We start from the raw sequence: 23800 nt of genomic DNA on the forward strand, positions 1-23800 counted from the left end.
TTCTAAGCTTCATGGACGGCAGAAGCTGCCACGGAAGCCAAAGGCGCTTCCAGGCTCCATGTTATGCCATGCGGACCGTGTTCGAGAATTCCCTGCCCACTGACCGCTGCGGGCGCAACCCGCTTCAGCACAACGGTTCCAAAGCCACCTTGTCCGACAGTCTGAACCTGCGGACCATCGGTTTCGGCCCAGGTGAGGTGAAAGAGCCTCGAAGCACCGGAACCGGTGATGCCCCATGTGACCGAAATCCGGCCCTTGTCCCCTGAGAGCACGCCGTATTTGGCCGAGTTGGTCGCCAGTTCGTGGAAGGCAATCCCGAGATACTGAACTGCGTTGGGACTGAGCACCAATGATGGGCCCGACATTTCGATCACATCCCCCCGCGGGAAAGGCTCGACCTGGGCCGCCAAAAGGTCGCTGATCGTGGCACCCTTCCAATCCGCCGAAACAAGCAGGTCGTGAGATCGCGACAACGCCATGATGCGCTCGCGCACCTGGGTTTCAAAGTGTTTTGGCGTCTCCGATCGCTTGTTGGTCTCCCGGATCATCGACAGGATGACCGAATACTGGTTTTTCACCCGGTGGTTGACCTCGCGCATCAGCATGCGGATGCGGTATTCATTCTCCTTCGCCGACGTGATGTCTCGCGCTATCTTCGATGCGCCGGTGATCTGCCCGGTTGCGTTACGCACGGGCGATATCGTCAGTGAAACCGGAACCAGGCTGCCATCCTTGCGCTGGCGGGTCGTTTCGAATGGTTCGACGCGCTCGCCGCGGCGAATACGTTGGAGGATGCGGGGTTCCTCGTCCTGATGGTTTTCGGGGATCAGCATGGTCACCGACCGGCCAATCGCTTCCTCGGCGGTATAGCCGAAAAGCCGTTCGGCGCCCTGGTTCCAGCTTTTTATGATGGTGTTGAGATCCTTGCTGACGATCGCGTCAAATGAGGATTCCACGATCGCTGAGAGGTGCTGCCTGGTTTCTTCCGCGCGTTGGCGGTCCGTCAGGTCCAGCAGCATGTTGACGGCGCCAATCAGAGCGCCGTGCTCGTCCCGCAGTGGTGTCGGGTAGGGCAGGAACGGAAAAAACGATCCATCGGGACGCTGCGCAACAGCTTGCTGATTGCGGACCGGCCTGTTCTCCTTGAGCGCGATGGCCATCGGGCATTCATCGTGCGGCAATTCCTTGCCGTCGGCAGTGAACAGCTTGAACGTCACACACCATTTATCCTTGCCGACCTCAGGCTCCCTGCCTGCCAGATCGGCCGCGGCGCGGTTGTAGTAGGTGATCGTCCCATCCTGATCGGTCGTGTAGATGGCGACGGGTAGGCCGTCGAGTATCTGGTGATAGGTACTGTCATGCTGCCTGAGCTCCGAGCGGGTGTGCACCAAGTCGGTTACATCCACCGTGAAGCACCGGGTGTTGATCAGCATGCCGTCCCGGAAATGTCCGCTTGAGGTGACTTCGACGTGCTTGATCGATCCATCGCTGGCCCTCAATCGCGCCGGATATCTTACGATCTTCTCGCCATTGGCAAGGCGACCCAAAATGTCCTCTATGACGTCCCGGTCGGGATAGAACTCGGCGATGTGGCAACCGAGGTAGTCCTCTGCGGGATAGCCGAGAAGGTCGAGCTCAGCCTGGTTTGCATGCACGATCACGCCGTCTGCGTTCACCAGATGCAGGGCAACGGCGCCGTTTTCGAAGAAATCCTTGTAATCGAAATCCAGACCGTCATTGCTGGACACTCCCGGGTTTTCGAAGGCGACAACAGTCGCCTGTGTTGCTTCATGCATCCCAAACACCTTTTTCAGTCCAACCAAATATAATGCGGCTTGGATCAGTTGGTTCCCATCGCTCGGGGTCTGGACCCGCGGCGTACGGGAACCGGACCCTAAAAAGGGACGTAGCCTCGACTCGTCTTCCATCTACAAACGTGCGATCATCCGCGCATGGGCAAACCCTTGGTCCTTGTCGTCGACGACGAAGCCTTGATAGCACTGGATATGGAGTCCACTCTTTCGGAGGCGGGCTTTGCCGTAGCATTAGCGGCGACATGTTCCCAGGCGAAACGTTTTCTTGCTGACCATACCCCCGCCGCAGCGATCCTGGACGTCAGGCTGTCGGACGGCGAGACTGTTGACGCGGCAAAAACCTTGGCAGCGCGGGCGGTTCCTTTCGTCGTCTATTCCGGCCTGGGGGTCGAGGAAACCCACGAAGCGTTCTCGCCCGGCGTAAGAGTGATGAAACCCGCCGGACCGGCAGAGGTGGTCCGGGCTCTCAAAGCGATGACCGCCGGGCAGCAGAAGATGACGGGATAGCGGTGCTCTGAGCACCTTTGGTCTAAATTAGCCAGGCGCTGCCGGAGCAGCTGCCGCGCCTCACGGAGCAGCTGCCGCGCCTCACGGAGCAGCGAATTGCGGCCGGTGCCGATCAGGCGAACAAGTTCGCGCCCGTGATCCTCGGTGATGCCGGTCTCCCTGGCAATTGACAGCACCAGTGCTTCTCCCCTTCCACTTTCTTAGGGTCGTGCCTTGCCCGTGCTGATCATTCCTTCTCCATCGGCTCAACGCCAAGATCTGCGAGAGACTCATTCCTCGACGCACGGTCAACCTCGCTGTGCCGCGTTTGAACGGCAGAGATAGCGGCTTATTGCGTTGCCAGGATCTATCCTGGCACAGCCAAGTGGCCGGTCCGTTCGCACGATAATGCGCCCCGCGCAGGGACGGCGCGCCAGCACGGGCCAAATCGACCAGACAGATTGAGCGGTCCTATGCCTCTCCGAACTCGGTTTCATTTCTTGACGTCGGGTGCCGCTCGTAGTCAACGGGCGGCGGCAGGAGCATGATTTCGGTCTCCTTGCGGCCGAACTCTCGGCCGATCTGGAACGCCGCGTAGATCGCACCGAGGCGGATAAGTAATCTAAGCATGGGGGTTCTCCTTCGATGGTAGGAACCGCAAGGCCGCGAGATTGTTCCCTGGTTTGCGAGTGGGGACGATCTTGCCGTCGCACCAGGCATTCCAGCGCCGGCGCGGCAATCTGAGACATGGCGGTGCGGCTAGGCTGTTGCGGCCGTTGCCTGGGCCGGGATCCGTTTTCGAGGGGCCGGACGGCGTCGATCGCGGCGTTTCGAAACGACTTTGAGGGGAACGGCCGGCGCTGGAGAAAGTGCGCCAAGCACAGCGTTGACCATGCCGTGGGCTACGAAATCGGCGCTGATGTCGGCGGCCAAAGCTTGCCTTTCTTGCCCGACATCGCCCTGCTCCGCGTCTGACCAGAACACAATCCCAATTCTCAAACCTGCCTTGGCGCGCTTCAGTCTGCGGACCAGAAAGCGGGCATGCTTGAGCGAATCCCGGTTCAGGAAACCGACCACGACGGTGTCGATCGCCTCTAGTTCGAGACGACGAATACCTGCCGGCTCCATATCGACAAAACTGGCCTTCGCCACCGTAGCACCTTGCACCTCCAGCACCTGAGCGAGCATGGCGGCAGCGGCATCGTCGAGTTCGCCGCGACCGCCGGCACAAAGCACCGACATGTCCTTGCCGTCGGGCAGCTCGATCTCTTCCTCTTCGACGCCATCTGTTTCCCTGCTCGCGCTCCCTTCCGCGGTGGTTGCCGGCGCATCTTCCTCGCTTGCCTCTTCCTGTGCATCGTCGGCAAGATTTGCCACAAGAATTTGGGCGCTCGCCGCCACCTGCCTTCGCTGTTGATCGCCCATCACGCCACGCATGCGGTCCTGCTCGCCCAACAGGAGAGCAGGAATGGCGACAGTGTCGTAGAAATCGATCAGGTACTTCTCCTCGAGGATCTCCTCGGCATGGTCAGTGGCCTCGTCGGGATCGCCGGCCAGGAGCCGTTGATAGAGCCGGGCGTGAGATTCAAGGACGGGCTCGTTGCCAAACAGGACGTCGAGAAATTCGAACTGCGGAACATGTCGCCCGAGGACGACGAGGCAAACTGTCAGCGGCGTCGAAAGGACCAGGCCGAGCGGCCCCCACAACCATGTCCAGAAAATTGCCGCAACGATGATTGCCAAAGGAGAAAGTCCCGTGCGCGAGCCATAGAGCCACGGTTCGATGACGTTGCCGGTTACCAATTCCATGACGACAAACAGTGCGGCGGTCCACAGCACCAGCGACCAGCCGGGCGCAACCGCCAAGGCCAGAAACAAGGGCAGCAGCATGCCGATAACAGGGCCGATATAGGGAACGAAGCGCAGCGCCAGTGCCAGCAACCCCCACAGCAGCGCGTTGGGAATGCCGAGCACCCAAAGGCCAATTGCGATTGGTATCGCGTAGACGATGTTGACCACCAATTGCATGATCAGATAACGGCCAACCCGTTTGCCGGCATCCTGCAATGCCTGCGTTGTGCGATGGAGGTCGCCATAGCCGACGAGGCGGATAAACCGGTCGCGCAGATCCTCGCGCTCAAGCAACATGAAGATGACGACGATGATGATCAGGCCAGCTGATGCCAGCGGGCTGATCAACGGTCCGATGATGTTCTGCAATACCTCCAGAGGTCTCTCGCGGGCGACGATCTCGACGGGAACAGGCTCGCGCCGGGGCTTGTCGGCCGCAGGCGGCGCCACATCCTGCTTGTCGATCTCCTGACCGACACGCTCGATCACCCCGCTCAGCCTGGCAATTATGCCGCCACCAACGCCCGTCTCCTTGAGGGAACGTACCTTGGTCAGAATGTTTGTCTGGTAGACGGAAATGTTCTGAGCAAGCTCGCTTACCTGGGTCGCAACAATGAAGCTGAACAGGCCCAGGGCCGCGAATGCGCCAATCACGCTCAGAAGCACTGCGGGCAGCCGAGGCAAGCCGACACGCTTCAGTGCGGAGACCATCGGCACCAGCGCAAAGGTCAAAAGCAGCGCGATGGCAATGGGAAGGAACACCTCACGACCGAAATACAGCGCAGCTACTGTCGTGACGATGGTTGCCACGGTAGGCAGAGCTGTGCGCGGATGGGCATTGCCTGCCGCAAGAATCCGTCCTAGCCCTCGCTCGGACGATGAGATGTCGTTTCGACGATTGGCAGCCACGTGATTCCCCCCGTTTCCTAGCGATAGTTAGACCCATTCGCCTGCCGGGCAATGTTTAGCAGGGCCGAATACATACGTTTTGCGGTTTTGCGCCCTGGGCGCTGTGCTCTGACGGTTCAGTCGATATCGTCGGAGCCGCAAATCTGTGGTAAAGCCGCCGCCCAACCAACCAAAGGACGACATCTGTGAGCGAACCGACTGTGGCTGAAGCGACCGAAAGTATCTATGCCTCGCTGCGGGCGGACAATGCCGACATCGACGCCCATATCGCGGAGCTCAAGGCTGCGCTGACACGAGAGGGCGCAAAACAGGCGGTGTTCAATCCGGCCAAATTGGCCCAGAACAACCGCTCGGGCCGTAAGTTGATGCAGGCTTATTTTCGGCAGCGCGGCGTGAGCGTCAGGTTTTCGGACCAGTAGCGCGCGGCAGCTTGGGGGAACCGCGTCTCGACGGACGGTCCGTATCTCGCCCGCTCCGCCCTGCGGTGGACTTTCGTCAATCCTAGATCGAATGGCCGCATTGCCCTGCCCAGGTCGGTGTCGCCCCCTGCCCCTGCAGCTCTTGACGGAAACCGGTGCCTCCTGTTTGAGGTGGGCCAGGACGTTTGCTGCATGGGGAGATGGGCAAGGGTGGGCAAACAGTGAAGCGCGTTCTTCAGATGCTTGCCGCGGCGATCATCGCGTCCGGGGCGACCGGCTGCACGAGCATTTCCTACTACGCGCAGTCGTTGCAGGGTCACGCGCAGATCATGGCCGCGCGCAGGAATGTCGGGAAACTCATCCTTGACCCTTCGACGCCCGAGGCATTGCGCGCGAAATTGACGTCGGCCAGCGCGATAAGACGGTTTGCGACGGATGAACTGGCATTGCCCGAGAACAGCAGCTACCGCAGCTATGTCGACATCCATCGCGATGCCGTGACCTGGGCCGTTTTTGCCGCGCCGCAATTCTCGCTTGCGCCACGAACATGGTGCTTTCCGGTTTTCGGCTGCGTTCCATACCGGGGTTACTTCTCCCGGAAATCCGCGACTGAGAACGCAGTCGAACTTCAAAGACAGGGGCTGGACGTCTATGTCTCGGGCGTCACCGCCTATTCCACGCTTGGCTGGTCCAGTGACCCGCTGCTGAGCACCATGCTGCGTCAGGACGACACCTATCTCGCAAGCCTTGTTTTTCATGAACTGGCGCATCAGCGCCTCTATGTGGATGGCGATTCCGCATTCAACGAGGCATTCGCCGTTGCCGTTGAAACCAGCGGCGTCAGGGAATGGCTCCGCGCCGCCGGCGACCGGGCCGGATTGCGCCGATACGAAGCCGACCGCAAACGCAGCGCCGATTTTCTCGGACTGGTGGCGAAGACGCGCGACGAGCTAAGGCAGGTCTATGGTAGTCCCCGCACCCCGGAAAAGATGGCGGCCGCCAAGGCAGCAACCATCGACCGGTTGCGGGCGCGCTACCGGCGGATGCGCGACAGGCACTGGGCGGGATACCGGGGATACGACGCCTGGTTCTCTGCCCCGATCAACAACGCCAAGCTCGCCGCAACTTCTGTCTACGGTGAACAGGTTCCGGCCTTTCTTCGCTTGTTCGACCTGTGTTCCGGCGACTATCCGAGGTTTTACGCTTCTGTCCGGCGGATCGCGGATTTGCCCAAATCGTCCCGCGCCGAAGCGCTCAAGGCTGCGGGCACATGCAATTGACTTGAACAAGCACAGGCTGGTCCTGACGATCACCCCGGAGACAGTTCCTTCGTCTGGTGTCTCAAAACGAGGCCGACCGCGCCCAGCAAGGCATCGTTCTCGGTGTGCCTGCCAACGATGATGCGCGTGCGCAGGGCGGGAGCGATATCGCGGGACTTGATCAGCGTATGGCGTTCATAGGACGCGATCAGCGGCGTCAACAGAATGTCCCCTGCCAAAGCCATGTGGCCGCCGATGATGATAAGCGGCGGATTGAGCACCGAGCCGATGAGGCCGAGACCCCGGCCGGCGATCTCGGCGGTATCCTCGATCATCCGCAACGCCCTGACGTCGCCCTGCTCGGCCATGGCGATGACATCGTCCATGGTGACTTGCCGCCCAACGACACGCGAAATCTGTTCCAGCGGCCGGGTAAAACTCGCGTAGAGCTCCAGGCAGCCGCGATTGCCGCAGCGGCAAAGGTCGCCGCCGGGATCGATGCTGATGTGCCCGAATTCGCCGGCGCCGCCGGCGACGCCCGTCACCAGCCGGCCATGCTGGACAATGGCGCCGCCGACACCCAGATCGATCTTGAACAGCACGAAATCGTCCTGGCCGACGGCCGCACCCCACATCAGCTCGGCAATGGCCGCGCAGTTGCTCTCGTTGTCGGCGAAGATCGGCTGTTCCAGGACGGGTCCGAACACATCTCGTATGTTGACGCCGGCCCATGTTGGAACCATGCTTGCGCGCAGCACCACTCCATCGCGGCTGACAGGGCCGGAGACGGAGACACCAACCCCCAGGAGCCCCGCTACCGGCAGACCGTTTTCCCTGTAGGATTGGGCAATCGCCGATTTGACCGCCTGGGCCGCCTGTTGCGGCTGGTAGTCCAGCGCCATTGGAATATTTTGTTCGGCAATGACGGAATGCGAGACATCGGCGACGATGAGCCGTATCTGCTGAAGAGCCAGGTGAATGCCGACGCAGGTGCCCGCTGTCGGATTGAGCGTCACCGCCGCGGCTGGCCTGCCGATGCCTCGGATGCCGTCGCGGCTGGTCGGGGCTTCGATCACCATTCCAGACTTTTTCAAGCCGTTAAGCGCGGTTGACACCGTCGAGCGCGCCAGACCGGTGGCGCGTGCGATCTGCAAGGCTGAGAGCGCACCGCGCTCACTCAGGCAGCGCACGATCATGCTCTCCGGCGACGCGGAGGGTCTGTCGATCAGCCAGGTTCTAAGCGAAGGTTTTGTCATGGCTCAACATAAACATCGTTGACTGATAGCTCCAATATGTCATCTTGGAAAGAACTCGAGATTGACGCATCTCGCCGGCGGCGGCTTCAAACCGCGGCCATAAGCGGTCGAGACGAACCGTGCAACACGATATGGGAGTGAAACGATGAAGTCCGTCATGACCGCGCTTGCGGCCGCTGCTGCGTGCACATTTTTCGCCGGGGCAGCCTTCGCCGAACCCAAGACGAACCTTTTGCACCAGTGGGCGACCGGATCGGACGCCCAGGCGATCGCCAAGCTCGGCGAGATGTTCACTGCCAAGGGCGGCAAATGGGAACAGACCTCGATCGCCGGCCACACCGCCAATACGCTGGCCAAGCTGCGCGCCGACGTGATCGCCGGCAATGCCCCGCCTGCCGTGCAGCTCAAGGGCCCTGAGATCGCCGAATGGAACGAGACCGGCATGACCGCCGATCTCGACGAGTTGGCGGCCTCGGAAGGGTGGGAGAAAGTGGTGGCGCCGGAATTGCTTCCGGTGATGAAGCCGACCGGCAAATGGGTCGCCGCGCCCATGAACATCCACCGCATCAACTGGCTCTGGGCCTCGCCCAAGGTCATGCAGGCGGCCGGCGTGGCGGAAATGCCGAAGACCTGGGCCGAGTTCAATGCCGCCTGCGACAAGATCGTCGCCACAGGCAAGATCTGCATCTCGCATTCGACCGCCGACTGGACGGATTCGACGGTGTTCGAGGTCGTGCTCTACGGCCAGGACATCGATCTCTACCGCAAGGCCTTCGTCGAAGGCGATGTCGAGTCCATGCGCAGCCCGGGGATGGTCAAGGCCTTCACGCAGATGCGCCTGATGACGAGCAGGTACATGGATCCGGGCATGGTCGGCCGCGACTGGGATTCGATGTCGGCGCTCGTCGGCAAGGGCGACGCGGCGTTCCACATCATGGGCGACTGGACGATCGGCCTTTTGACCGCCGCCGGCTTCAAGGAAGGCACCGACTATGTCTGCGCCCAGGCGCCGACCGATTGGGGCAAACCCGGCTTCATCCTCAACTCGGACTCGGTCGTGTTCTTCAAGCAGAAGGACCAGGATTACATCGACGGGCAGAAGCTGCTGGCCAGCCTGATCCTGTCGCCCGACTTCCAGACGGTCTTCAACCAGGCCAAGGGCTCGATCCCCGCACGCCTAGATATCGATCTGTCGAAGGGCTTCAATCCGTGCCAGCAGCTCTCGCAGAAGGATCTCCAGGCTTCGATCAAGGACGGCACGCTGGTCCGCTCGATGGCCCACAACATGACCATCCCGCAGAAGATGCGCGGCGCGATCATGGACTCCATTACCGAGTTCGTGGCGACGCCGGACATGTCGCCGGAGGATGGCGCCAACGCGATGGCCGACGCGGCGGAAGCACAGAAATAGATGGCAATGGCCGGGCGCCATCCGCACCCGGCCATCCGCCATCCCGGTCCCGCGCTCCGCCAGTCCTGTGCTCTGCCAATCTCCGTGCTCTGAATGTCAAATCACGACCTGATCCTGTCGGTACCGGCGCCCGCCCGCCCCTGGCGCGAGCGGCTGGGCTCCGCGATGCCCTTGCTGGTGCTCGGCCCCTCTCTCGTGGCGAGCTTCGTCTACATCTTCGTGTTCACCGGCTGGACGCTCTATATCTCGCTGTCCAACTCCTCGCTGCTGCCGACCTACGGCTTCGTCGGCCTGGACAACTACGCGTCGCTGTGGGCGAACCGGCGCTGGAACATCGCCTACAACAACCTGTTTTTCTTCAGCGCTTTCTACATCGTCGGCTCGATGGCGGTGGGACTGCTGCTGGCGATCCTGATCGACCAGCGCGTGCGCGGCGAAGCGGCCTGGCGCACGATCTTCCTCTATCCGCTGGCCGTCTCCTTCATCGTCACCGGCACGGTCTGGAGCTGGCTCTACAATCCGACCGACGGCATCCAGGCCATGGTGCGCGGTTTCGGCTGGGCGAGCTTCAGTTTCGCACTCGCCAGCGACCGGCACTATGCGATCTACGCGGTGATCATCACCGGTGTCTGGCAGGCCTCGGGCTTTGCCATGGCGCTGTTCCTGGCCGGCCTGCGCTCGGTGGATCAGGACCTCGTCAAGGCCGCGCAGATCGACGGCGCATCGACGTTCCGCATCTATCGCAAGGTGCTTCTGCCAACCATTGCGCCGATCTTCCTGGCGGTCGCCGTCATCCAGATCCAGTTCGCCATCAAGACCTTCGACCTCGTGGCGGCCCTGACCAAAGGCGGCCCGGGGATCTCGACCACCTTCCCCGCCATCTACGTCTATGACCTGATGTTCCAACGCGGCCAGATCGGCGAAGGTGCGGCCGCCGCCATCATGATGCTTGCCGCTGTTGCCGTGGTGCTGGTGCCCTATTCATTCTGGGTGGTCTGGCGCCGGCGCAAGGAAGCCGGCCATGGCTGACGTCTCCCTGGACCAGTCGCTCGACCGTCGCGCTGCCGCAGTCGCGTCGCGCCGGCATTTTCTCACCCGCTTCGCCATCTATGGGCTGCTGGTCGTCTTCGCGGCGATCTACCTGGTCCCGTTGCTGGTGGTGGTGCTGAATTCATTCCGCGACCAGCAGGAGATCGCGCGCAACGGGTTGATCTCGCTGCCGCGCAGCTTCCGCCTCGATGCCTGGGGCCAGGCCTGGAGCACCTATTGCATCGGCGGCACCTGCGAGGGCATGCAGCGCAACTTCTACAACTCCCTGAAGATGACGATCCCGGCCACGATCATCTCGACGGCGGTCGGCGCGATGAACGGTTACATCCTGTCGAAATGGCGCTTCAGAGGTTCGGAAGCTTTGTTCACCTGCATGCTGCTCGGCGTCTTCATTCCGGGCCAGATTTCGTTGATGCCGTGGGCGTTCATCCTCGGCAATCTCGGCCTCAGCAATTCGGTCTACGGGCTCGTCCTCATCCACGTCATCCAGGGCATTTCGTTCACCACTTTGTTCTGTCGCAACTACTACGTCAGCATCCCCGACGACCTGATCAAGGCGGCGCGCATCGACGGCGCCGGCTTCTGGCGCATCTTCCGCAAGATCATTCTGCCTCTCTCCTCACCGATCCTGATCGTCACGGTGATCTGGCAGTTCACCGGCATCTGGAACGAATATCTGTTCGGCGTCGTCTTCACCTCCGGGCAGCAACAGCCGATCACGGCAGCGCTCGTCGCGCTGACGGCAAGCGGCACCAATGTGCGCGCCTACGATGTCATGAGCGCCGCCGTGCTGATCGGCGCGCTGCCGCCGCTGCTGATCTATCTCTTCGGCGGCAAGTATTTCGTTCGTGGCCTGACCCAAGGGGCGATCAAGTGAGGCGCCGTCAAGTGAGGCGCGATCCAGTGAGCGGAGCCTGTCTCCTGTCGCCGATCGTCCCGTCCGCCAAGAGGGGCATCGCATGTCGACATTGATCATCCGATCGCTGCGCAAGAACTTCGGCGCGGTCGAGGTGCTGAAGGGCATCGATCTCGAAGCGCGGAACGGCGAGTTCATCGCGCTGGTCGGACCGTCCGGCTGCGGCAAGTCCACTCTGCTGGCGATGATCGCCGGGCTCGAATCTGTTACCTCCGGCGAGATCCGCATCGACGGAAGGCTGGTCAATTCGGTGCCGCCGAAGGACCGCGACATCGCCATGGTGTTCCAGTCCTACGCGCTTTACCCGACGATGACGGTGCGCGAGAACATCACCTTCGGCATGGAAAGCCGCCGCGTGCCGAAGCCGCAGCAGGACGAGGCTGTAAAACGGGTTGCCGCTTTCCTTCAGATCGAACCGCTGCTTGGACGCAAGCCCGGACAGCTCTCGGGCGGCCAGCGCCAGCGCGTCGCCATGGGCCGGGCGCTCGTGCGTGATCCCAAACTGTTCCTGTTCGACGAGCCGCTTTCCAATCTCGATGCCAAGCTGCGCGTCGACATGCGTACCGAAATCAAGAAGCTGCATCACCGCGTCGGCAAGACCACGGTTTACGTCACCCACGACCAGGTCGAGGCGATGACGCTGGCATCGCGCATCGCCGTGATGCACCAGGGCGAGGTCCAGCAATTCGACGATCCCGCCACGATCTACAACCGTCCGGCCAACATGTTCGTCGCCGGCTTCATGGGGTCGCCGGCGATGAATTTTCTGCCAGCCGAACTGAGCCAGGAAGGCGGTCGCGCCACTGTTGTGTTGCAGACCGCCGACGGCAAGACGGCCAGCCTGCCCATCGTCCAGGCGCTCCCATCCGACACGCCGCGACAGCTCGTGCTCGGCATCCGTCCCGAGCATATCTACCGCTTCGATCCGGATCTTGCGCGCCGCAAGCCGGGCATCGCGCAGATCGATGCAGTGGTCGAACTGGTCGAGCCGACAGGCGCGGAGACCATGGCCGTCCTGCGCCTGGGCGGCAAGGAGATCACCGGCCGTTTCGACCCCGACGGCACGCCGCTTATGGGCGAGACGGTGACGCTCGGCATCGACATGGCGCGGGCGTGCCTGTTCGACCCGACGACCCGACGCCTGATCTGACCCGATCTGACCCGAAGCTTGATCTGAAAAGAGTTCCGCCTTGTCCTTCGCCACCTATCCGAGCCTGTCCGAGCGTGTCGTGCTGATCACCGGCGGCGCGTCGGGCATCGGCGCCGACACGGTCCGCGCCTTCTGCGCCAATGGCGCACGAGTGGCGTTTCTTGATCTGCAGCAGGAGGCCGGCGAGGCGCTCGCGCGGGAACTCGCCGCCGCGGCAGCGCACGCGCCCCTGTTCCTGCGCTGCGATGTGACCGATATCCCCGCCCTCCAGGCCGCGATCGGCACGGTGCGCGACCGCCTAGGGCCTGTCGCGGTGCTGGTCAACAACGCCGCCGATGACAATCGCCTCTCCGTCGCCGACGTGACGCAGGAATATTGGGACCACGCCCAGGATGTGAACCTCAGGCACCACTTCTTTGCCGCCCAGGCCGTGCATCCGCACATGCAGGAACTGGGCTTCGGTTCGATCGTCAATTTTTCCTCGATCGCCTGGCGTTTCGGCGCGTCAGAGATGGCGCCCTATGCGGCGGCCAAGGCTGCCGTTATCGGGCTGACCTTCGCGCTGGCGCGGGCGTTTGGCCCCGACAACATCCGCGTCAACGCCATCGAGCCGGGCGCCGTCATCACCGACCGGCAGCGGGAGCTTTGGTACAAGACCCAAGGTTCGGTCGACCAGGTCGTGCAGCGCCAGGTGATCCGCAAGGTTCTGCTCGGCGAGGAGATCGCGCGCACGGTGCTGTTCCTCGCCGCCGACGACAGCCGCATGATCACCAAGCAGTCGATCACCGTGGATGCCGGCCTGCGATGACCACACCTGACTCAAAGGATCGCTTCATGCTCGAGGTCGGCCTGAACCCCTACGGCCTGACCTATCATCTCGGCCTCCAGGGCCGCGGCACGCCACGCGCCAATCCTAGACCTGCGGGGCTCGAAGGTTTCATCGCGCTCGCGACCGATCTCGGCGCGCGCGTGCTGGAGATCTGGGTGCCATGGCTGACCGAGCTTTCCGACGACGCGGTGATCGCGCTGCGCGAACGGCTCGCCGGCCTTCGCATCGCGCCGGTCGTCAGCGGCGGCCTGCTGGTGGGCGAACCGCTCGACGATGCGTTTCGGGCCGCGCGCCTGCTCAACGCCAAAATCATCCGGACGGCGCTGACGCCCATTCTCTGCGGCGACCGCAACGCGGCCGGCGAAAAATGGAGCGAGTACGTCGGCATCATTCGAGAGCGATTGGTGGAATGGGGTCCCCGCGCGAATGCCGAAGGGTATGTCCTTGCGATCGAAAACCACCAGGACTTTACCAGCCGGGAACTCGTCGATTTCTGCGCCCTCGGTGGTGACAGTGTGGGCGTCACCTTCGACACCGGCAACACGTTCCCGGTCGGCGAAGCGCCGCTCGATTTTACGAAGGTGATCGCCCCCTATGTCCGTCATGTCCACCTCAAGGATTACCGCGTGCAGTTCACGACCGAAGGTTACCGGCTGATCCGCTGCGCCATCGGCGACGGTGCGGTGCCGTTTGCCGAGCTGTTCGCCATTCTTGGCCAGCACCACGATCGCATGACCGCCGTTCTCGAACCGGGCGCCTTGGAGGCCCGGCATGTCCGCTATCTCAGCGACGACTGGTGGCGCGGCTATCCGCAGAAGACGGCACGCGAATTTGCCGCCTGCCTGGCGGCCGCGCAGCGCAACCGGCTGCCCGAAGATGCCGACTACCGCACGCCTTGGGAGCGCGAAGCCGACGTCTCACTGGTTTCCTATGAGCTCGACATGATCCGGCGCAGCGCCGCCAACATGCGCAAACTGATGGAGAATATCCGATGACGGCACGTGAACTCGATGGATTGACCGCCTTCGTAACCGGCTCCGGCCGTGGCCTCGGCCGCGTGATGGCCGAGCGCCTGGCCGAACTCGGCGCCAATGTCGCGATCCACGACATGGACGAGGAAGCGCCGGCGAAGTACGGCGAGTTCGCCAATCTCGGCGAAGTGGTCGAGCGCCTGAAGCGGCACGGCACGAAGGTCACGTCGGTGACCGGCAACATTGGCGACCAGAAGGCGGTGGCCGAGATGAAGCGCAGGATCGAGGCCGATCTCGGCGACGTCCATGTGCTGGTCAATTGCGCTGGCGGCGACATCGGCGCCAGGGGCGGCAAGCCGAACCCGAACAACGCCCTCGACATCGAACTGGACGACATCCGCGTGCTCACCGAGAACAATCTGATCGGCACGATGCTGGTCTGCCAGGCCTTCGTGCCGCCGATGAAGCAGCGCGGCGGCGGCTCCGTCATCAACATCGCCTCCGCGGCGGCACATCTCGGCTGCTCGCCCGAGGTCGTTTACTCCACCTTGAAGGCCGCGGTCGTGCATTACACGCGCTGTCTCGCCAAGGAACTGATCGACGACGGCGTGCGCATCAATGCGGTCAGCCCAGGCGCCACGAAGACGGCACGCTTCCAGGCGACCCGCGTGGTCGATCCCGAGCGCATGGACTCGAGCAGGAAATCGCTGAACCGCTATGCCGAGCCCGAAGAGATCGCCGAGGCGGTGGCGTTTCTGGCTGGCCCGCGGGCGCGGTTTATCAATGGGCAGGTGCTCCGCGTCGATGGCGGGTTTACGATCTTTCCGGGGTGATGGGGCGGGCCTCGAATTTCAATTTCGGGGCCGAAAGCGGAAGGTCCGTTGTCGGGATTCCTGGGTCAAATTGCCCCCTCACGCCTCGAGCTTTTCGCAGCGTCAAAACGGCTGTGGAGGGATTGGCAGGCTATACCGCTGACGAAGCGCACATGTGACCCACCGAGGATAAGTAACCCCGCTTGGTCACGCGGGCGCTGCCGACCGGTTGGTCGAAACTGGCGCTCGTACTCGCTATTCACGAAATTGCCGATCACCCTGACGAGGTCCACTAAGCAATGGTGAACGTCATTTCTGAAGTCGCAAGCAACTCGGCCGCCCTACTCCATTGAGGTCAGCCATGCCTTCGCGGAGCCGACGCAATCTCTGCTGGAGCCTGCATGCTTCTTCAGGCGCAAGCGCTGTGTCTCAGTGCGGCATGAATCCTTTTCTCAGCCAAGCCAATATCTTGCTCCCATTGAGGACCCTGCGGACACGTCCGGCGGCCCAGCCAGCCTGCATGGTGGCGCCGGTGTGGCAACTGCAGACGATCTCATGCAACTGCCAATCGGAGAGTTCGAAGAAGCGTCTGGCTTCCCCGTAGGTATCCGATTGCATGCCCGATGCACGCAGCAGTGGATCGTCAAAGGCGACACTGATCGCGACCGCGCGCGCTTCTCCGCGGACAGAGGGATGCAGATGCTCAGTCCCGGTGAGAGCCACAAGGGAGCGCGTCGGATTTCGATAGAGCAGTTCCGCCCACCGCTCTATCCGTTGCGTCCTTGTAGCCAGCAGAGCCGGCGATAGTGGACTGATGTCCGCGACTGACTGGAGTTGATCGAGTGTCTGGTGCTTCATGACTGCCTCCTGTTGGCCGTTCCAATCCCTAGGCCTTTGCTGCAGGATTGGCTCACACGCTAAGCCGCCTCGTAAAGGAGCGGCGGCCGATCAGGTGTTGCCACCAATCGCCACAGGCACCACGCGGCGGCATCTGCAGCGACACCAACTGCATTCCTTCGCCAATGTTCCAGCGGGATGAAAAAAACTGTGCGGCCGGCCGACCCGACGGACCCGGCTGGCGCACGCAGGATCCTGAACTGCTGGACGATGATGACGCAGGCCTGGAAAGGCGGCTAGGTTGGACCTTGCTTTTCAGGCTTGACCATGATGTTTCACTACCCGCTCGGTCATCGCGGGAAGGCCAGGAGCAGAGCCGCTGGCAACGGTGAGTTGCGGACCAGGGCGGGCGGTGGAGGACGACGCCCTTGGGCCGCCAGGTCACTGAAGGACCAACCGAAGCGGCGCTTCGGGCGTAAAAGCGATGTCCTTGTAGGTCTGCAATGTCTGCTTATGGAGGAACGGCGGCAAGGCCTCTTTGACCGGCATGGGGCGCATTGCTGACCGGCAGATTTTCGGCCGACAGCAGACCCTCTGCTGCTTGGGTACCCAGCACGCAAGCTGACATGTGAGACCTCGGTGCGAAGGCCGGGACCACGCCCTCTCGCGCTTGGTTCGCATGTTGGCGCTGAAGCGCCTTATCGTTCAACCTCGCGGCACATAGATCATATGAACCGTATCGTCATCGATCAATGTGCTCGACACCAGTTGCAGCGGAGGCCTTGCCTCGTGGAAGAAAGGCTTGCCCTTGCCGAGCACGAACGGCCTAACGTGCAGGTGATATTCCTCGATCAGGCCCAGCCTGGTCATAAGACCGGCCAGTTCCGGACCGGAAACGCTCAGGGTACCCTCCGTGCGGGCCGCGATATCGCGAATCTGCGTTTCAATATCGCCGGAGATGAGGGTGGCGTTGGGGCCTACCCGTGAAAGTGTGCGCGAAACGACCCATTTGGGCAGCTTGCGCCAGAGTGTCGCGAACTGGCGAAGCGGAGCGTCCCATTCCGCGTGATCATCGTCCCAATAGCGCATGACCTCGTACATCCGGCGGCCATACACAGCGCCGGCATGGTTGCGAATCGTCTCGATCCAGTACTCGAAGTGCTTCTGGCTTGGTGCGCCCATGACCAGATTTCCGGCAAGGTCATCGACATAGCCATCGATGGAAACGTTCATTCCCGAGATAAGTTTGGCCATAAGCAGCGCCTTCACATAAGTCGGCTCACGGATTAACCGCTTGTAATTTGCAAGCAGTCAGACGCTATAGCAACTGATTGCAAGTCGCAAGCAGCATGGAAGGAAGCGTTCGTTCCGCAAACGAGCCCTGCCTTGTCCCATCAACCCTGCATCCCGGCTATCGCCCTCTACGCCTGCCTTCCCGAATCAAGCTGCACCCCAAGTCGCTCGTTCCGTCTCCACCGCACCACGGCGCGATAGCTGGTATGATCGACAGGCACGTGAAGGACGAAACGGTCGGGGATTGCGATATCGGCCTTCACCCGCAGCTCCGCACCGTGAGCGTGCTGGTTGCAAACCAGACAATTGATACTGGCGTCGCCAACGCGGATTGTCGCTTCCTTCAGAACAAGATCACGGATATGCGACCGTCGCTCTATCGGTGGGTCAGCCGGCATTGCCTTATCCCTCTGATTTGACGACCTGAAACTCTTCTGAACCCGGAATGAAAAGCGCACTACCGGCCCAGCGGTTGCCTCGAAAGACTGACGAGCTCGGCTTCGTCGACCACGCCGGCCATATAGTTCGCGATAATCCGGGATGCGATGGCGTCGCGTGCTTCGGGCGACTGACCGTCGCGCTTAAGCTGCTCGAATACACGGCCCAACAGCTCGAGTTCGGATGGCTGCAAAACGCCGGCCTCCGTGGCTTTGCGTCGAATGGGCATTTGTGATCCTCCACTGCGGTCAACAACATACGACCGCGGCAGGGAAACTCAACTCACCTGTCGAGGGCGCCGCGCAGGCGGCGCCGACCACAAATCCCGTTTACCCGAGCGGGGAGTTTTTCACTCAAAGCCACAGTGATCTGGCGTCCATACAAAGCCCGCCAGCAAAGCCGGCGGGCGCAATATTCATAAGATACGCCGCTAGAACCAGCTTCGGTCGCGTTCCTGGCTTTGCCCGAGCAGCATGCCGATCAACAACCCGGCAATGCCACCAAGCACGAAAGCGCTGCTGATGGTGCCGGGATTTTGCTGGACGGCTTCGGACACCGTCTGCGCCTGCGATCTCAGCTGCTGCGTTGCCCGTGCCGCGCGCTCGGTCGCGCTGCCGTACCAGCCGCCGGCTTCGCCGACGGCATCTTCTGCGCGGTCGGCAAGCGTCCGGTTGATCTTGCTGATCTCGCGCTTCAGCGATGCGACCTGCTTCTCCAGGGCCTCCTGGGCCTCTTGGGCGGACATCTTCGGGGTGTCCTTGGGGGTGTCCTTCGCGGTGTCCTTCGGGGTGTCGTTGTCGGCCATGGCTGTTCCTTTCGTTGAGGCAGGGGGAACGGCCAACGGACAAGGATGGTTCCGCTGCCTGCGCTCACAGTCATTCACCCGGCCGGCCGCCAACTTTGGGAACACTCTCCCGATCCAACGGTTGTGGCTGATGGAGGGCACGCATTTGTCGAATCGATCGAGCCATGCTGAAACGCTGCGGACGGTCTCCGATCTGCTACACCGCGCCCGCCGTGTCATTCGCGACGGCGGCCATGCGGCGGCGATGTTCGAAATAGACACGCTGCTGCAGGTCGCCCAGACAGAGGTTGCGCGCCGCCTCGAACGCAACGATCGCTGAACCTCGATAGGCCACCGCGGGCGCTATTCATTGCGGGCGGCGAAGGCCTCGTTTCCCTTTGCGATGGACTTGCAAGGCGCCCATCGAGCGGGTCGCCGTCCGAGCCACGCGTCGACATCGCAAAGGCGCAAACTCCGAGGATGAGGTGCCACCATAGCGGCATCGGCCCTCCCGGTTATAACGCTTGGGCGGCGGAACAAAGCTTGGCCGCACTGGTTAGGCTCACAGCACGATGTGTGCCCCAACGAGGATCTCTGTCCATGAAAACACGTGTTCTTCTAGCTTCGCTGGCCACCGCCACAGCCATGGTCTTCGCCCTGCCCGCCTTCGCCGCCGACAGTGCTCAGGACTTTGTCGACAAGGCTGCCATCGGCGGCCTGTTCGAAGTGGACTCCAGCAAGATCGCAGAAGGCAAGGCCCAGGATCAAGGCGTCAAGGATTTCGCCAAGAAGATGATCGACGATCACGGCGCCGCCAACGCCAAGCTTGCGACCATCGCCGGCGAACAGAAGCTGAAAGTGCCGACGGAGCTGGACGCCAAGCACAAGGCCGATCTGGAGGCTCTGCAGAATGCCAACGATGCCGTCGACAAGCCCTATGTCCAGATGCAGCGCGATGCGCATTCGGAGGCGGTCACGCTGTTCGAGAGCTATGCCAAGGACGGCGACAACGCGCAGCTGAAGACCTTCGCCTCCGAGACCTTGCCGACGCTCAAAATGCATCAGGAAATGGTCGAGAAGATCGCTTCCACCGACAATGCATCGTCGACCACCAGCTCCACCACCCCGGCCGTGAGCACGACCGACACCACCAATCCGGCCGCCCCGGTCCCGGGTGCCAACAGCTTCACCGAGGATCAGGCCAAGAGCCGCATTCAGGATGCCGGCTTCTCCGGCGTGTCCAAGCTGACCAAAGACGACCAGGGCATCTGGCGCGGTCAGGCCACCAAGGATGGCAAGACCACGACCGTGGCGCTCGATTATCAGGGCAACGTCGTTGCCGGCGCCAACTGAACCTCTGAACCAGATCGAGGAGATCAAGACCATGAAAACCGTAACAGGACTTTTCGACAACTACGATGATGCCTCCGATGCCGTCGGCGAACTGGAGGCAATCGGCGTGCCGCAGGCCGACATCAGCATCGTCGCCAACAATTCGGACGACTGGTACGACGATGGCGACACCTCCAACGCCGCCGAGGATGCAGCCGGCGGCGCCGGTCTCGGAGCCGTCATTGGCGGCGCCGGCGGGCTTCTGACAGGGCTCGGCATCATGGCCATTCCGGGCGTCGGTCCGGTCGTGGCCGCAGGATGGCTGGCCGCCACCGCGGTCGGCGCCGTTGGCGGCGCGGTCGTCGGTGGCGCTGCCGGCGGCATCGTCGGGGCGCTGACTGAGTCAGGCGTCCCCGAAAGGGATGCGCATGTCTATGCGGAGGGCGTTCGCCGCGGTGGCACGATGGTGACCGCCAGGGTCAGCGACGAACTCGCCGACGAGGCAGAGCGTATTCTTGGCGAATCCAACTCGGTCGATCTGCAAGACCGCCGACGCGCCTACGAAGCCGATGGCTGGACCGGCTTCGATGCCAATGCCGACCCCTACACCGACATCGAGGCCGAGCGCGACAAAACGCGCAACGCCAGCCCACTCTGATCATCGAGCCCCGCCGCCGTACGGCGGCGGGGCCGAGGGTGCTGTCGGCGCGCTGCAAGCGACGTTCAGATTCGGCCGTAAGGGGGCGGGTTCTATTCGGACCTGCCCCTTTTCGCTGTTGCCTTGGCTTGACCGGCTCTTGCCGTGTTAGCATCGAACCAGCGAAACCAGCCCCAGGAAAGCATGAGCCCGTCCCCGCAACTGATTGCCGAATGGCCGCTGTCGCCGTCAGCGACACTCGGGTCCGCCGTGCGCTCCAAGGGGATCGAACGTGAAGTCAGAGCCCGGCTGCCATGGGCAGTCAGGAAGCACGTCAAGGCCGAGACGGGCCGCATCGCATTGCGAATGTCGAGATCCGAAGCGGAAGCGTTCAAGGCCGCCTCTGCCAGTATCTCCAAAACACTGGAGGGAGTGGAGGCGCTGCCTGTGCTTCCGCGCGAGGTCGAGGATATCCTTACGATCTCTTCGCGCGAGCGTCACAAATGGCTCAAGGACGGTCGGCTGCAAAGCACCGGCACACGCACGGTCAAGATGCGTGGTCGATCAAAGTCTGTCACCTTCCACGTTTTCGACCCGCGGCACATCGAGGACGTCCTGGACCGCGATTTGGCAACCGTCTGGAGAGAGCAGGATGTCCAGGAAGTCGCCGAGAACAGGCGGCGCGGCGCGGGCAAGGCCGCGCTGACGCGCGCGGGAAAGGGCACCGGCCAGGCGCGCACTGCGAGGAAGGCCCGGAACACGGACGGCCCGGCGCCCGGATTGAAGGGCTGGGATGCGTTCGAGGACGAAGGCCTGCTGCGATAATGATGCTGGCGCTTGCCCTTGTCCTTCGTGCGGGGCGAGCCTCCGCCTCAGCGCATCAATCCCGCTGCCCGCAGCGCGTCCTCGATGACCTTGGTAATCCCGCCCGCCGGACCGCCTGGCGGATTGACAGGCTCCGGGGCCGGATCGACACGGACGGCTCGCGGTTTTTCCTTCGGCGAGAAAGGCTGCAATGCAGTGCCTGAACCGGCCTCGGCTTTCGCCGTGCGTCGTACCTCTGGCTTCGTCAGCCCCCAGAAACGGGCGATGTGGCGCGTCGAGGAAATCCCGGCATCCAACATGAACGGCCCTGCTTTGCCGAGAGCATTGTCGCCGCCCGCCTGCAATGGCGTGCCATGGCCCATGCCGGCAATGCTGTATGCCTCGACCACGTCGCGGCCTTTGCCATCGGACCAGACTTTGCGGCTCTGACCGTCGACCTTTTCCGTGCGTGTCGGCGCTTGAGCGAGGCCGTGCACGCCCTGCCATTGCGCCAGCACCGCGTCGGCATTGGAAGGCACCACGGTCGTATCGGCCGAGCCCTGCCAGACCGAAATCCTCGGCCACGGCCCCTTGTGCGGCGAAGCTTCCCGCAACAGACGCTGCAGGTCGCTTCTGGACGGTCCGCCATGACCACGCATGCGGTCGAAGGCTTCGGGGATGGTCGAGGCGCTGCCATAGGCAAGCCCGGCAATGATCGCGCCACCGGCAAACACGTCCGGGTAGGTCGCCAGCATCACCGCCGCCATGGCGCCGCCGGCGGAAAGGCCGGTGACGAATATCCGCTTGCGGTCGAGACCGTGGGTGACCACCGCCGCCTCGATCATCTGGCGGATGGACAGCGCCTCGCCGCCGTCGCGGCTTATATCGCCCGGCACGAACCAGTTGAAGCAAAGATTGGCGTTGTTGGCGCGCTGCTGCTCGGGGAAAAGCACGGCAAAACCCTGATCGGCAGCAAGTTCGGTCCAGCCGGAGCCATGGTCGTAGCCGGCGGCAGTCTGGGTACAGCCATGCAGCACCACGACCAGCGCCGCCTGCTTCGGCAGGTTTTCAGGACGATAAAACCGCGCGCGCAAGGCGCCGGGATTGGACCCGAACCCTGTCATCTCGGACAGGTGATCGTGCTTGCTCTGTCCTGCACCGGCTGGCCGGCCGCGCATCGCGCTCAGCCGGGCGATCGTATCGGATATGTCTCGCAAATCGGTATCCTTGCGCGCCGGAATGGGCAGACTCGTGCACACAACGCACACGCAGCAATATCGTTGCTGCACTGCACAATAACAAGCGGCGCGACCGATTAAATGACCCGGTGGATCATGGGGATCCGCTGCGCAGCTTGTAACGACGGGCGCAATTGCGCCCGGCTGACCTCTGGTCGGTCAGCCGGTCGAGGCCGGCAGGCGCCGGGTTACCAGCGCTGATGCACGTAGGGCTTGATGTTCTCGTCGTAGACCGCCTTCACCTTGGCCATCAACTCGGAGGACAACGGCGCAAGCTCCGCCGCTTCCGCATTGGAAACCGCCTGCGCCGGATTGCGGGCGCCGGGGATGACGACCGTCACAGCGTCGAACATCAGGATCCAGCGCAGAGCGAATTTCGCCATCGTGGTGTCGCCTGACACCAGCGGCCGCACCTTCTCGACGGCCGCCAGGCCGACCTCATAGGGCACGCCCGAAAACGTCTCGCCGACATCGAAGGCTTCGCCATTCCTGTTGAACAGGCGATGATCGGTGCTCTCGAACTTGGTGTCCGCCTTGAACTTGCCTGACAGCAGGCCGCTGGCCAGCGGCACGCGGGCGATGATGGCGACGTCGTTCTTCTTCGCCTGGTCGAAGAACAGCTCCGCCGGGCGCTGGCGGAAGGCGTTGAAGATGATCTGCACGCTGACGACGCCGGGATATTGCATCGCCTTCAGCGCCTCTTCGACACGCTCGACGCTGACGCCGTAATTGCGGATCTTGCCCTGCTCGGTGAGCTTGTCGAGACGCTCGAACACTTCCGGGTGGTAATAGAGATCGGTCGGCGGGCAATGCAGCTGCACCAGGTCGAGCGTGTCGGTCTCGAGGTATTTCAGGCTGCGGTCGATCCAGCCGATGAGGTTCTCGACGCTGTAGCCCTCGACCGTCTGCTTCGGCAGCCGCCGTCCGGCCTTGGTGGCGATGAACGGGCGCGCGCCGCCGCGTTCCTTCATCACCCGCGCGATCAGCTTTTCCGAACGGCCGTCGCCATAGACGTCGGCGGTGTCGAGGAAGCTGACGCCGGCATCAAGCGCGGCATGCAGGGCTGCGACCGCATCGTCATCATTGACCTCGCCCCAGGCGGCGCCGATCGCCCACGCGCCGAAGCCAATCTCGCTGACTGATCTGCCGGTACGGCCAAATTTCCGTGAATGCATCTCGCTGTTCCTGACTTGCGGCTTCGCCGGCAATGCCGGCTCCATGATTGCGATTTTTCCGGGAGCCTCATACCGCATGGCAACGCGATTGACATCCCTCTTCCCTGGATTTACCAGATTACAGGGTTG

At 62.5% G+C, this 23800-nt stretch carries 25 protein-coding genes; 14 read left to right on the top strand and 11 right to left on the bottom strand.

The window, feature by feature from the left end; translation table 11 throughout:
* Nucleotides 1-2: 2 nt before the first annotated feature.
* Nucleotides 3-1796: a PAS domain S-box protein gene (locus NLY36_RS10010; protein WP_023735060.1), complete on the bottom strand. Its 1794-nt coding sequence runs from the start codon at nt 1794-1796 to the stop codon at nt 3-5.
* A 156-nt stretch (nt 1797-1952) separates the two neighbouring features.
* Between NLY36_RS10010 and NLY36_RS10015 the strand changes: the two genes are divergently transcribed.
* Entirely contained in the window at nt 1953-2321 is a 369-nt protein-coding gene (locus tag NLY36_RS10015; RefSeq protein WP_023735061.1) for a response regulator, read from the top strand.
* Nucleotides 2322-2771: 450 nt separating this feature from the next.
* On the opposite strand, the gene NLY36_RS10020 is transcribed toward NLY36_RS10015, so the two are convergent.
* Together NLY36_RS10020 and NLY36_RS10025 are read right to left on the bottom strand one after the other, a co-directional pair.
* Complete coding sequence (locus NLY36_RS10020) at nt 2772-2930, bottom strand: hypothetical protein (protein ID WP_023735062.1); 159 nt, start codon at nt 2928-2930, stop codon at nt 2772-2774.
* A gap of 129 nt (nt 2931-3059) precedes the next feature.
* Nucleotides 3060-5060: an AI-2E family transporter gene (locus tag NLY36_RS10025; protein WP_023686481.1), complete on the bottom strand. Its 2001-nt coding sequence runs from the start codon at nt 5058-5060 to the stop codon at nt 3060-3062.
* A gap of 185 nt (nt 5061-5245) precedes the next feature.
* Between NLY36_RS10025 and NLY36_RS10030 the strand changes: the two genes are divergently transcribed.
* Together NLY36_RS10030 and NLY36_RS10035 are read left to right on the top strand one after the other, a co-directional pair.
* On the top strand, nt 5246-5479 hold the full coding sequence (locus NLY36_RS10030; protein ID WP_023683168.1) for a hypothetical protein: 234 nt from the start codon (nt 5246-5248) through the stop codon (nt 5477-5479).
* A 239-nt stretch (nt 5480-5718) separates the two neighbouring features.
* On the top strand, nt 5719-6759 hold the full coding sequence (locus tag NLY36_RS10035; protein WP_031249025.1) for an aminopeptidase: 1041 nt from the start codon (nt 5719-5721) through the stop codon (nt 6757-6759).
* Between the two features lie 29 nt (nt 6760-6788).
* Here NLY36_RS10035 and NLY36_RS10040 read toward each other — a convergent pair whose 3' ends face one another.
* A complete protein-coding gene (locus NLY36_RS10040; protein ID WP_023754312.1) occupies nt 6789-7994 on the bottom strand; it encodes an ROK family transcriptional regulator in 1206 nt (401 codons plus the stop codon).
* A gap of 145 nt (nt 7995-8139) precedes the next feature.
* Between NLY36_RS10040 and NLY36_RS10045 the strand changes: the two genes are divergently transcribed.
* From NLY36_RS10045 to NLY36_RS10075, 7 genes are all read left to right on the top strand, one after another.
* Nucleotides 8140-9405, top strand: a complete 1266-nt coding sequence (locus NLY36_RS10045) for an ABC transporter substrate-binding protein (RefSeq protein WP_023735065.1) — start codon at nt 8140-8142, stop codon at nt 9403-9405.
* 93 nt (nt 9406-9498) lie between these two features.
* Nucleotides 9499-10434 (top strand): carbohydrate ABC transporter permease, encoded by a 936-nt coding sequence (locus NLY36_RS10050; RefSeq protein ID WP_023735066.1) that lies wholly within the window; start codon nt 9499-9501, stop codon nt 10432-10434.
* Nucleotides 10427-11332: a carbohydrate ABC transporter permease gene (locus NLY36_RS10055; RefSeq protein WP_023671100.1), complete on the top strand. Its 906-nt coding sequence runs from the start codon at nt 10427-10429 to the stop codon at nt 11330-11332. Before NLY36_RS10050 ends, NLY36_RS10055 begins: the two co-directional genes overlap by 8 nt.
* 82 nt (nt 11333-11414) lie before the next feature.
* Complete coding sequence (locus NLY36_RS10060; RefSeq protein WP_023735067.1) at nt 11415-12521, top strand: ABC transporter ATP-binding protein; 1107 nt, start codon at nt 11415-11417, stop codon at nt 12519-12521.
* Between the two features lie 40 nt (nt 12522-12561).
* Nucleotides 12562-13329 (top strand): SDR family NAD(P)-dependent oxidoreductase, encoded by a 768-nt coding sequence (locus NLY36_RS10065; protein ID WP_023735068.1) that lies wholly within the window; start codon nt 12562-12564, stop codon nt 13327-13329.
* Nucleotides 13326-14345 (top strand): sugar phosphate isomerase/epimerase family protein, encoded by a 1020-nt coding sequence (locus NLY36_RS10070; RefSeq protein WP_286461858.1) that lies wholly within the window; start codon nt 13326-13328, stop codon nt 14343-14345. The genes NLY36_RS10065 and NLY36_RS10070 overlap by 4 nt, the downstream gene beginning before the upstream one ends.
* On the top strand, nt 14342-15154 hold the full coding sequence (locus NLY36_RS10075) for an SDR family NAD(P)-dependent oxidoreductase (RefSeq protein WP_023735070.1): 813 nt from the start codon (nt 14342-14344) through the stop codon (nt 15152-15154). The genes NLY36_RS10070 and NLY36_RS10075 overlap by 4 nt, the downstream gene beginning before the upstream one ends.
* A 408-nt stretch (nt 15155-15562) precedes the next feature.
* Here NLY36_RS10075 and NLY36_RS10080 read toward each other — a convergent pair whose 3' ends face one another.
* From NLY36_RS10080 to NLY36_RS10100, 5 genes are all read right to left on the bottom strand, one after another.
* Nucleotides 15563-15991: a hypothetical protein gene (locus NLY36_RS10080; RefSeq protein ID WP_023735071.1), complete on the bottom strand. Its 429-nt coding sequence runs from the start codon at nt 15989-15991 to the stop codon at nt 15563-15565.
* 684 nt (nt 15992-16675) lie between these two features.
* Entirely contained in the window at nt 16676-17224 is a 549-nt protein-coding gene (locus NLY36_RS10085; RefSeq protein ID WP_023735072.1) for a dihydrofolate reductase family protein, read from the bottom strand.
* A gap of 167 nt (nt 17225-17391) precedes the next feature.
* Nucleotides 17392-17661 carry a PilZ domain-containing protein gene (locus tag NLY36_RS10090; protein ID WP_023726509.1) on the bottom strand — a complete coding sequence of 90 codons (270 nt, stop codon included), beginning with the start codon at nt 17659-17661 and terminating at the stop codon, nt 17392-17394.
* A 59-nt stretch (nt 17662-17720) separates the two neighbouring features.
* A complete protein-coding gene (locus tag NLY36_RS10095) occupies nt 17721-17930 on the bottom strand; it encodes a hypothetical protein (protein WP_023671091.1) in 210 nt (69 codons plus the stop codon).
* A 201-nt stretch (nt 17931-18131) separates the two neighbouring features.
* On the bottom strand, nt 18132-18506 hold the full coding sequence (locus NLY36_RS10100) for a hypothetical protein (RefSeq protein ID WP_023735073.1): 375 nt from the start codon (nt 18504-18506) through the stop codon (nt 18132-18134).
* Here NLY36_RS10100 and NLY36_RS10105 point away from each other — a divergent pair.
* The 4 genes from NLY36_RS10105 (at nt 18505) to NLY36_RS10120 (ending at nt 21279) form a co-directional block, all read left to right on the top strand.
* Complete coding sequence (locus NLY36_RS10105; protein WP_155923737.1) at nt 18505-18825, top strand: hypothetical protein; 321 nt, start codon at nt 18505-18507, stop codon at nt 18823-18825. The genes NLY36_RS10100 and NLY36_RS10105 overlap by 2 nt on opposite strands.
* A gap of 260 nt (nt 18826-19085) precedes the next feature.
* A complete protein-coding gene (locus tag NLY36_RS10110; RefSeq protein ID WP_023728480.1) occupies nt 19086-19838 on the top strand; it encodes a DUF4142 domain-containing protein in 753 nt (250 codons plus the stop codon).
* Nucleotides 19839-19869: 31 nt separating this feature from the next.
* Nucleotides 19870-20475, top strand: a complete 606-nt coding sequence (locus NLY36_RS10115) for a general stress protein (protein ID WP_023698781.1) — start codon at nt 19870-19872, stop codon at nt 20473-20475.
* A 183-nt stretch (nt 20476-20658) separates the two neighbouring features.
* Entirely contained in the window at nt 20659-21279 is a 621-nt protein-coding gene (locus NLY36_RS10120) for a hypothetical protein (protein ID WP_031249027.1), read from the top strand.
* A 47-nt stretch (nt 21280-21326) separates the two neighbouring features.
* Here the strand turns inward: NLY36_RS10120 and NLY36_RS10125 are convergent, their stop codons facing one another.
* Nucleotides 21327-22475, bottom strand: a complete 1149-nt coding sequence (locus NLY36_RS10125; RefSeq protein WP_023735075.1) for an extracellular catalytic domain type 1 short-chain-length polyhydroxyalkanoate depolymerase — start codon at nt 22473-22475, stop codon at nt 21327-21329.
* A gap of 209 nt (nt 22476-22684) precedes the next feature.
* Nucleotides 22685-23671 carry an aldo/keto reductase gene (locus NLY36_RS10130; RefSeq protein WP_023735076.1) on the bottom strand — a complete coding sequence of 329 codons (987 nt, stop codon included), beginning with the start codon at nt 23669-23671 and terminating at the stop codon, nt 22685-22687.
* Nucleotides 23672-23800 lie beyond the last annotated feature (129 nt).

Origin of the sequence: Mesorhizobium sp. C399B, assembly GCF_030323185.1 — a bacterium.
GTDB lineage: Bacteria > Pseudomonadota > Alphaproteobacteria > Rhizobiales > Rhizobiaceae > Mesorhizobium.

Coding starts and splice junctions, on each gene's coding strand:
- NLY36_RS10045 (WP_023735065.1), top strand. CDS start 8,140: ATGAAGTCCGTCATGACCGCGCTTGCGGCCGCTGCTGCGTGCACATTT.
- NLY36_RS10010 (WP_023735060.1), bottom strand. CDS start 1,796: ATGCATGAAGCAACACAGGCGACTGTTGTCGCCTTCGAAAACCCGGGA.
- NLY36_RS10130 (WP_023735076.1), bottom strand. CDS start 23,671: ATGCATTCACGGAAATTTGGCCGTACCGGCAGATCAGTCAGCGAGATT.
- NLY36_RS10120 (WP_031249027.1), top strand. CDS start 20,659: ATGAGCCCGTCCCCGCAACTGATTGCCGAATGGCCGCTGTCGCCGTCA.
- NLY36_RS10115 (WP_023698781.1), top strand. CDS start 19,870: ATGAAAACCGTAACAGGACTTTTCGACAACTACGATGATGCCTCCGAT.
- NLY36_RS10080 (WP_023735071.1), bottom strand. CDS start 15,991: ATGAAGCACCAGACACTCGATCAACTCCAGTCAGTCGCGGACATCAGT.
- NLY36_RS10035 (WP_031249025.1), top strand. CDS start 5,719: ATGCTTGCCGCGGCGATCATCGCGTCCGGGGCGACCGGCTGCACGAGC.
- NLY36_RS10060 (WP_023735067.1), top strand. CDS start 11,415: ATGTCGACATTGATCATCCGATCGCTGCGCAAGAACTTCGGCGCGGTC.
- NLY36_RS10050 (WP_023735066.1), top strand. CDS start 9,499: ATGTCAAATCACGACCTGATCCTGTCGGTACCGGCGCCCGCCCGCCCC.
- NLY36_RS10090 (WP_023726509.1), bottom strand. CDS start 17,661: ATGCCGGCTGACCCACCGATAGAGCGACGGTCGCATATCCGTGATCTT.
- NLY36_RS10040 (WP_023754312.1), bottom strand. CDS start 7,994: ATGACAAAACCTTCGCTTAGAACCTGGCTGATCGACAGACCCTCCGCG.
- NLY36_RS10055 (WP_023671100.1), top strand. CDS start 10,427: ATGGCTGACGTCTCCCTGGACCAGTCGCTCGACCGTCGCGCTGCCGCA.
- NLY36_RS10100 (WP_023735073.1), bottom strand. CDS start 18,506: ATGGCCGACAACGACACCCCGAAGGACACCGCGAAGGACACCCCCAAG.
- NLY36_RS10075 (WP_023735070.1), top strand. CDS start 14,342: ATGACGGCACGTGAACTCGATGGATTGACCGCCTTCGTAACCGGCTCC.
- NLY36_RS10020 (WP_023735062.1), bottom strand. CDS start 2,930: ATGCTTAGATTACTTATCCGCCTCGGTGCGATCTACGCGGCGTTCCAG.
- NLY36_RS10110 (WP_023728480.1), top strand. CDS start 19,086: ATGAAAACACGTGTTCTTCTAGCTTCGCTGGCCACCGCCACAGCCATG.
- NLY36_RS10015 (WP_023735061.1), top strand. CDS start 1,953: ATGGGCAAACCCTTGGTCCTTGTCGTCGACGACGAAGCCTTGATAGCA.
- NLY36_RS10070 (WP_286461858.1), top strand. CDS start 13,326: ATGACCACACCTGACTCAAAGGATCGCTTCATGCTCGAGGTCGGCCTG.
- NLY36_RS10095 (WP_023671091.1), bottom strand. CDS start 17,930: ATGCCCATTCGACGCAAAGCCACGGAGGCCGGCGTTTTGCAGCCATCC.
- NLY36_RS10105 (WP_155923737.1), top strand. CDS start 18,505: ATGGCTGTTCCTTTCGTTGAGGCAGGGGGAACGGCCAACGGACAAGGA.
- NLY36_RS10085 (WP_023735072.1), bottom strand. CDS start 17,224: ATGGCCAAACTTATCTCGGGAATGAACGTTTCCATCGATGGCTATGTC.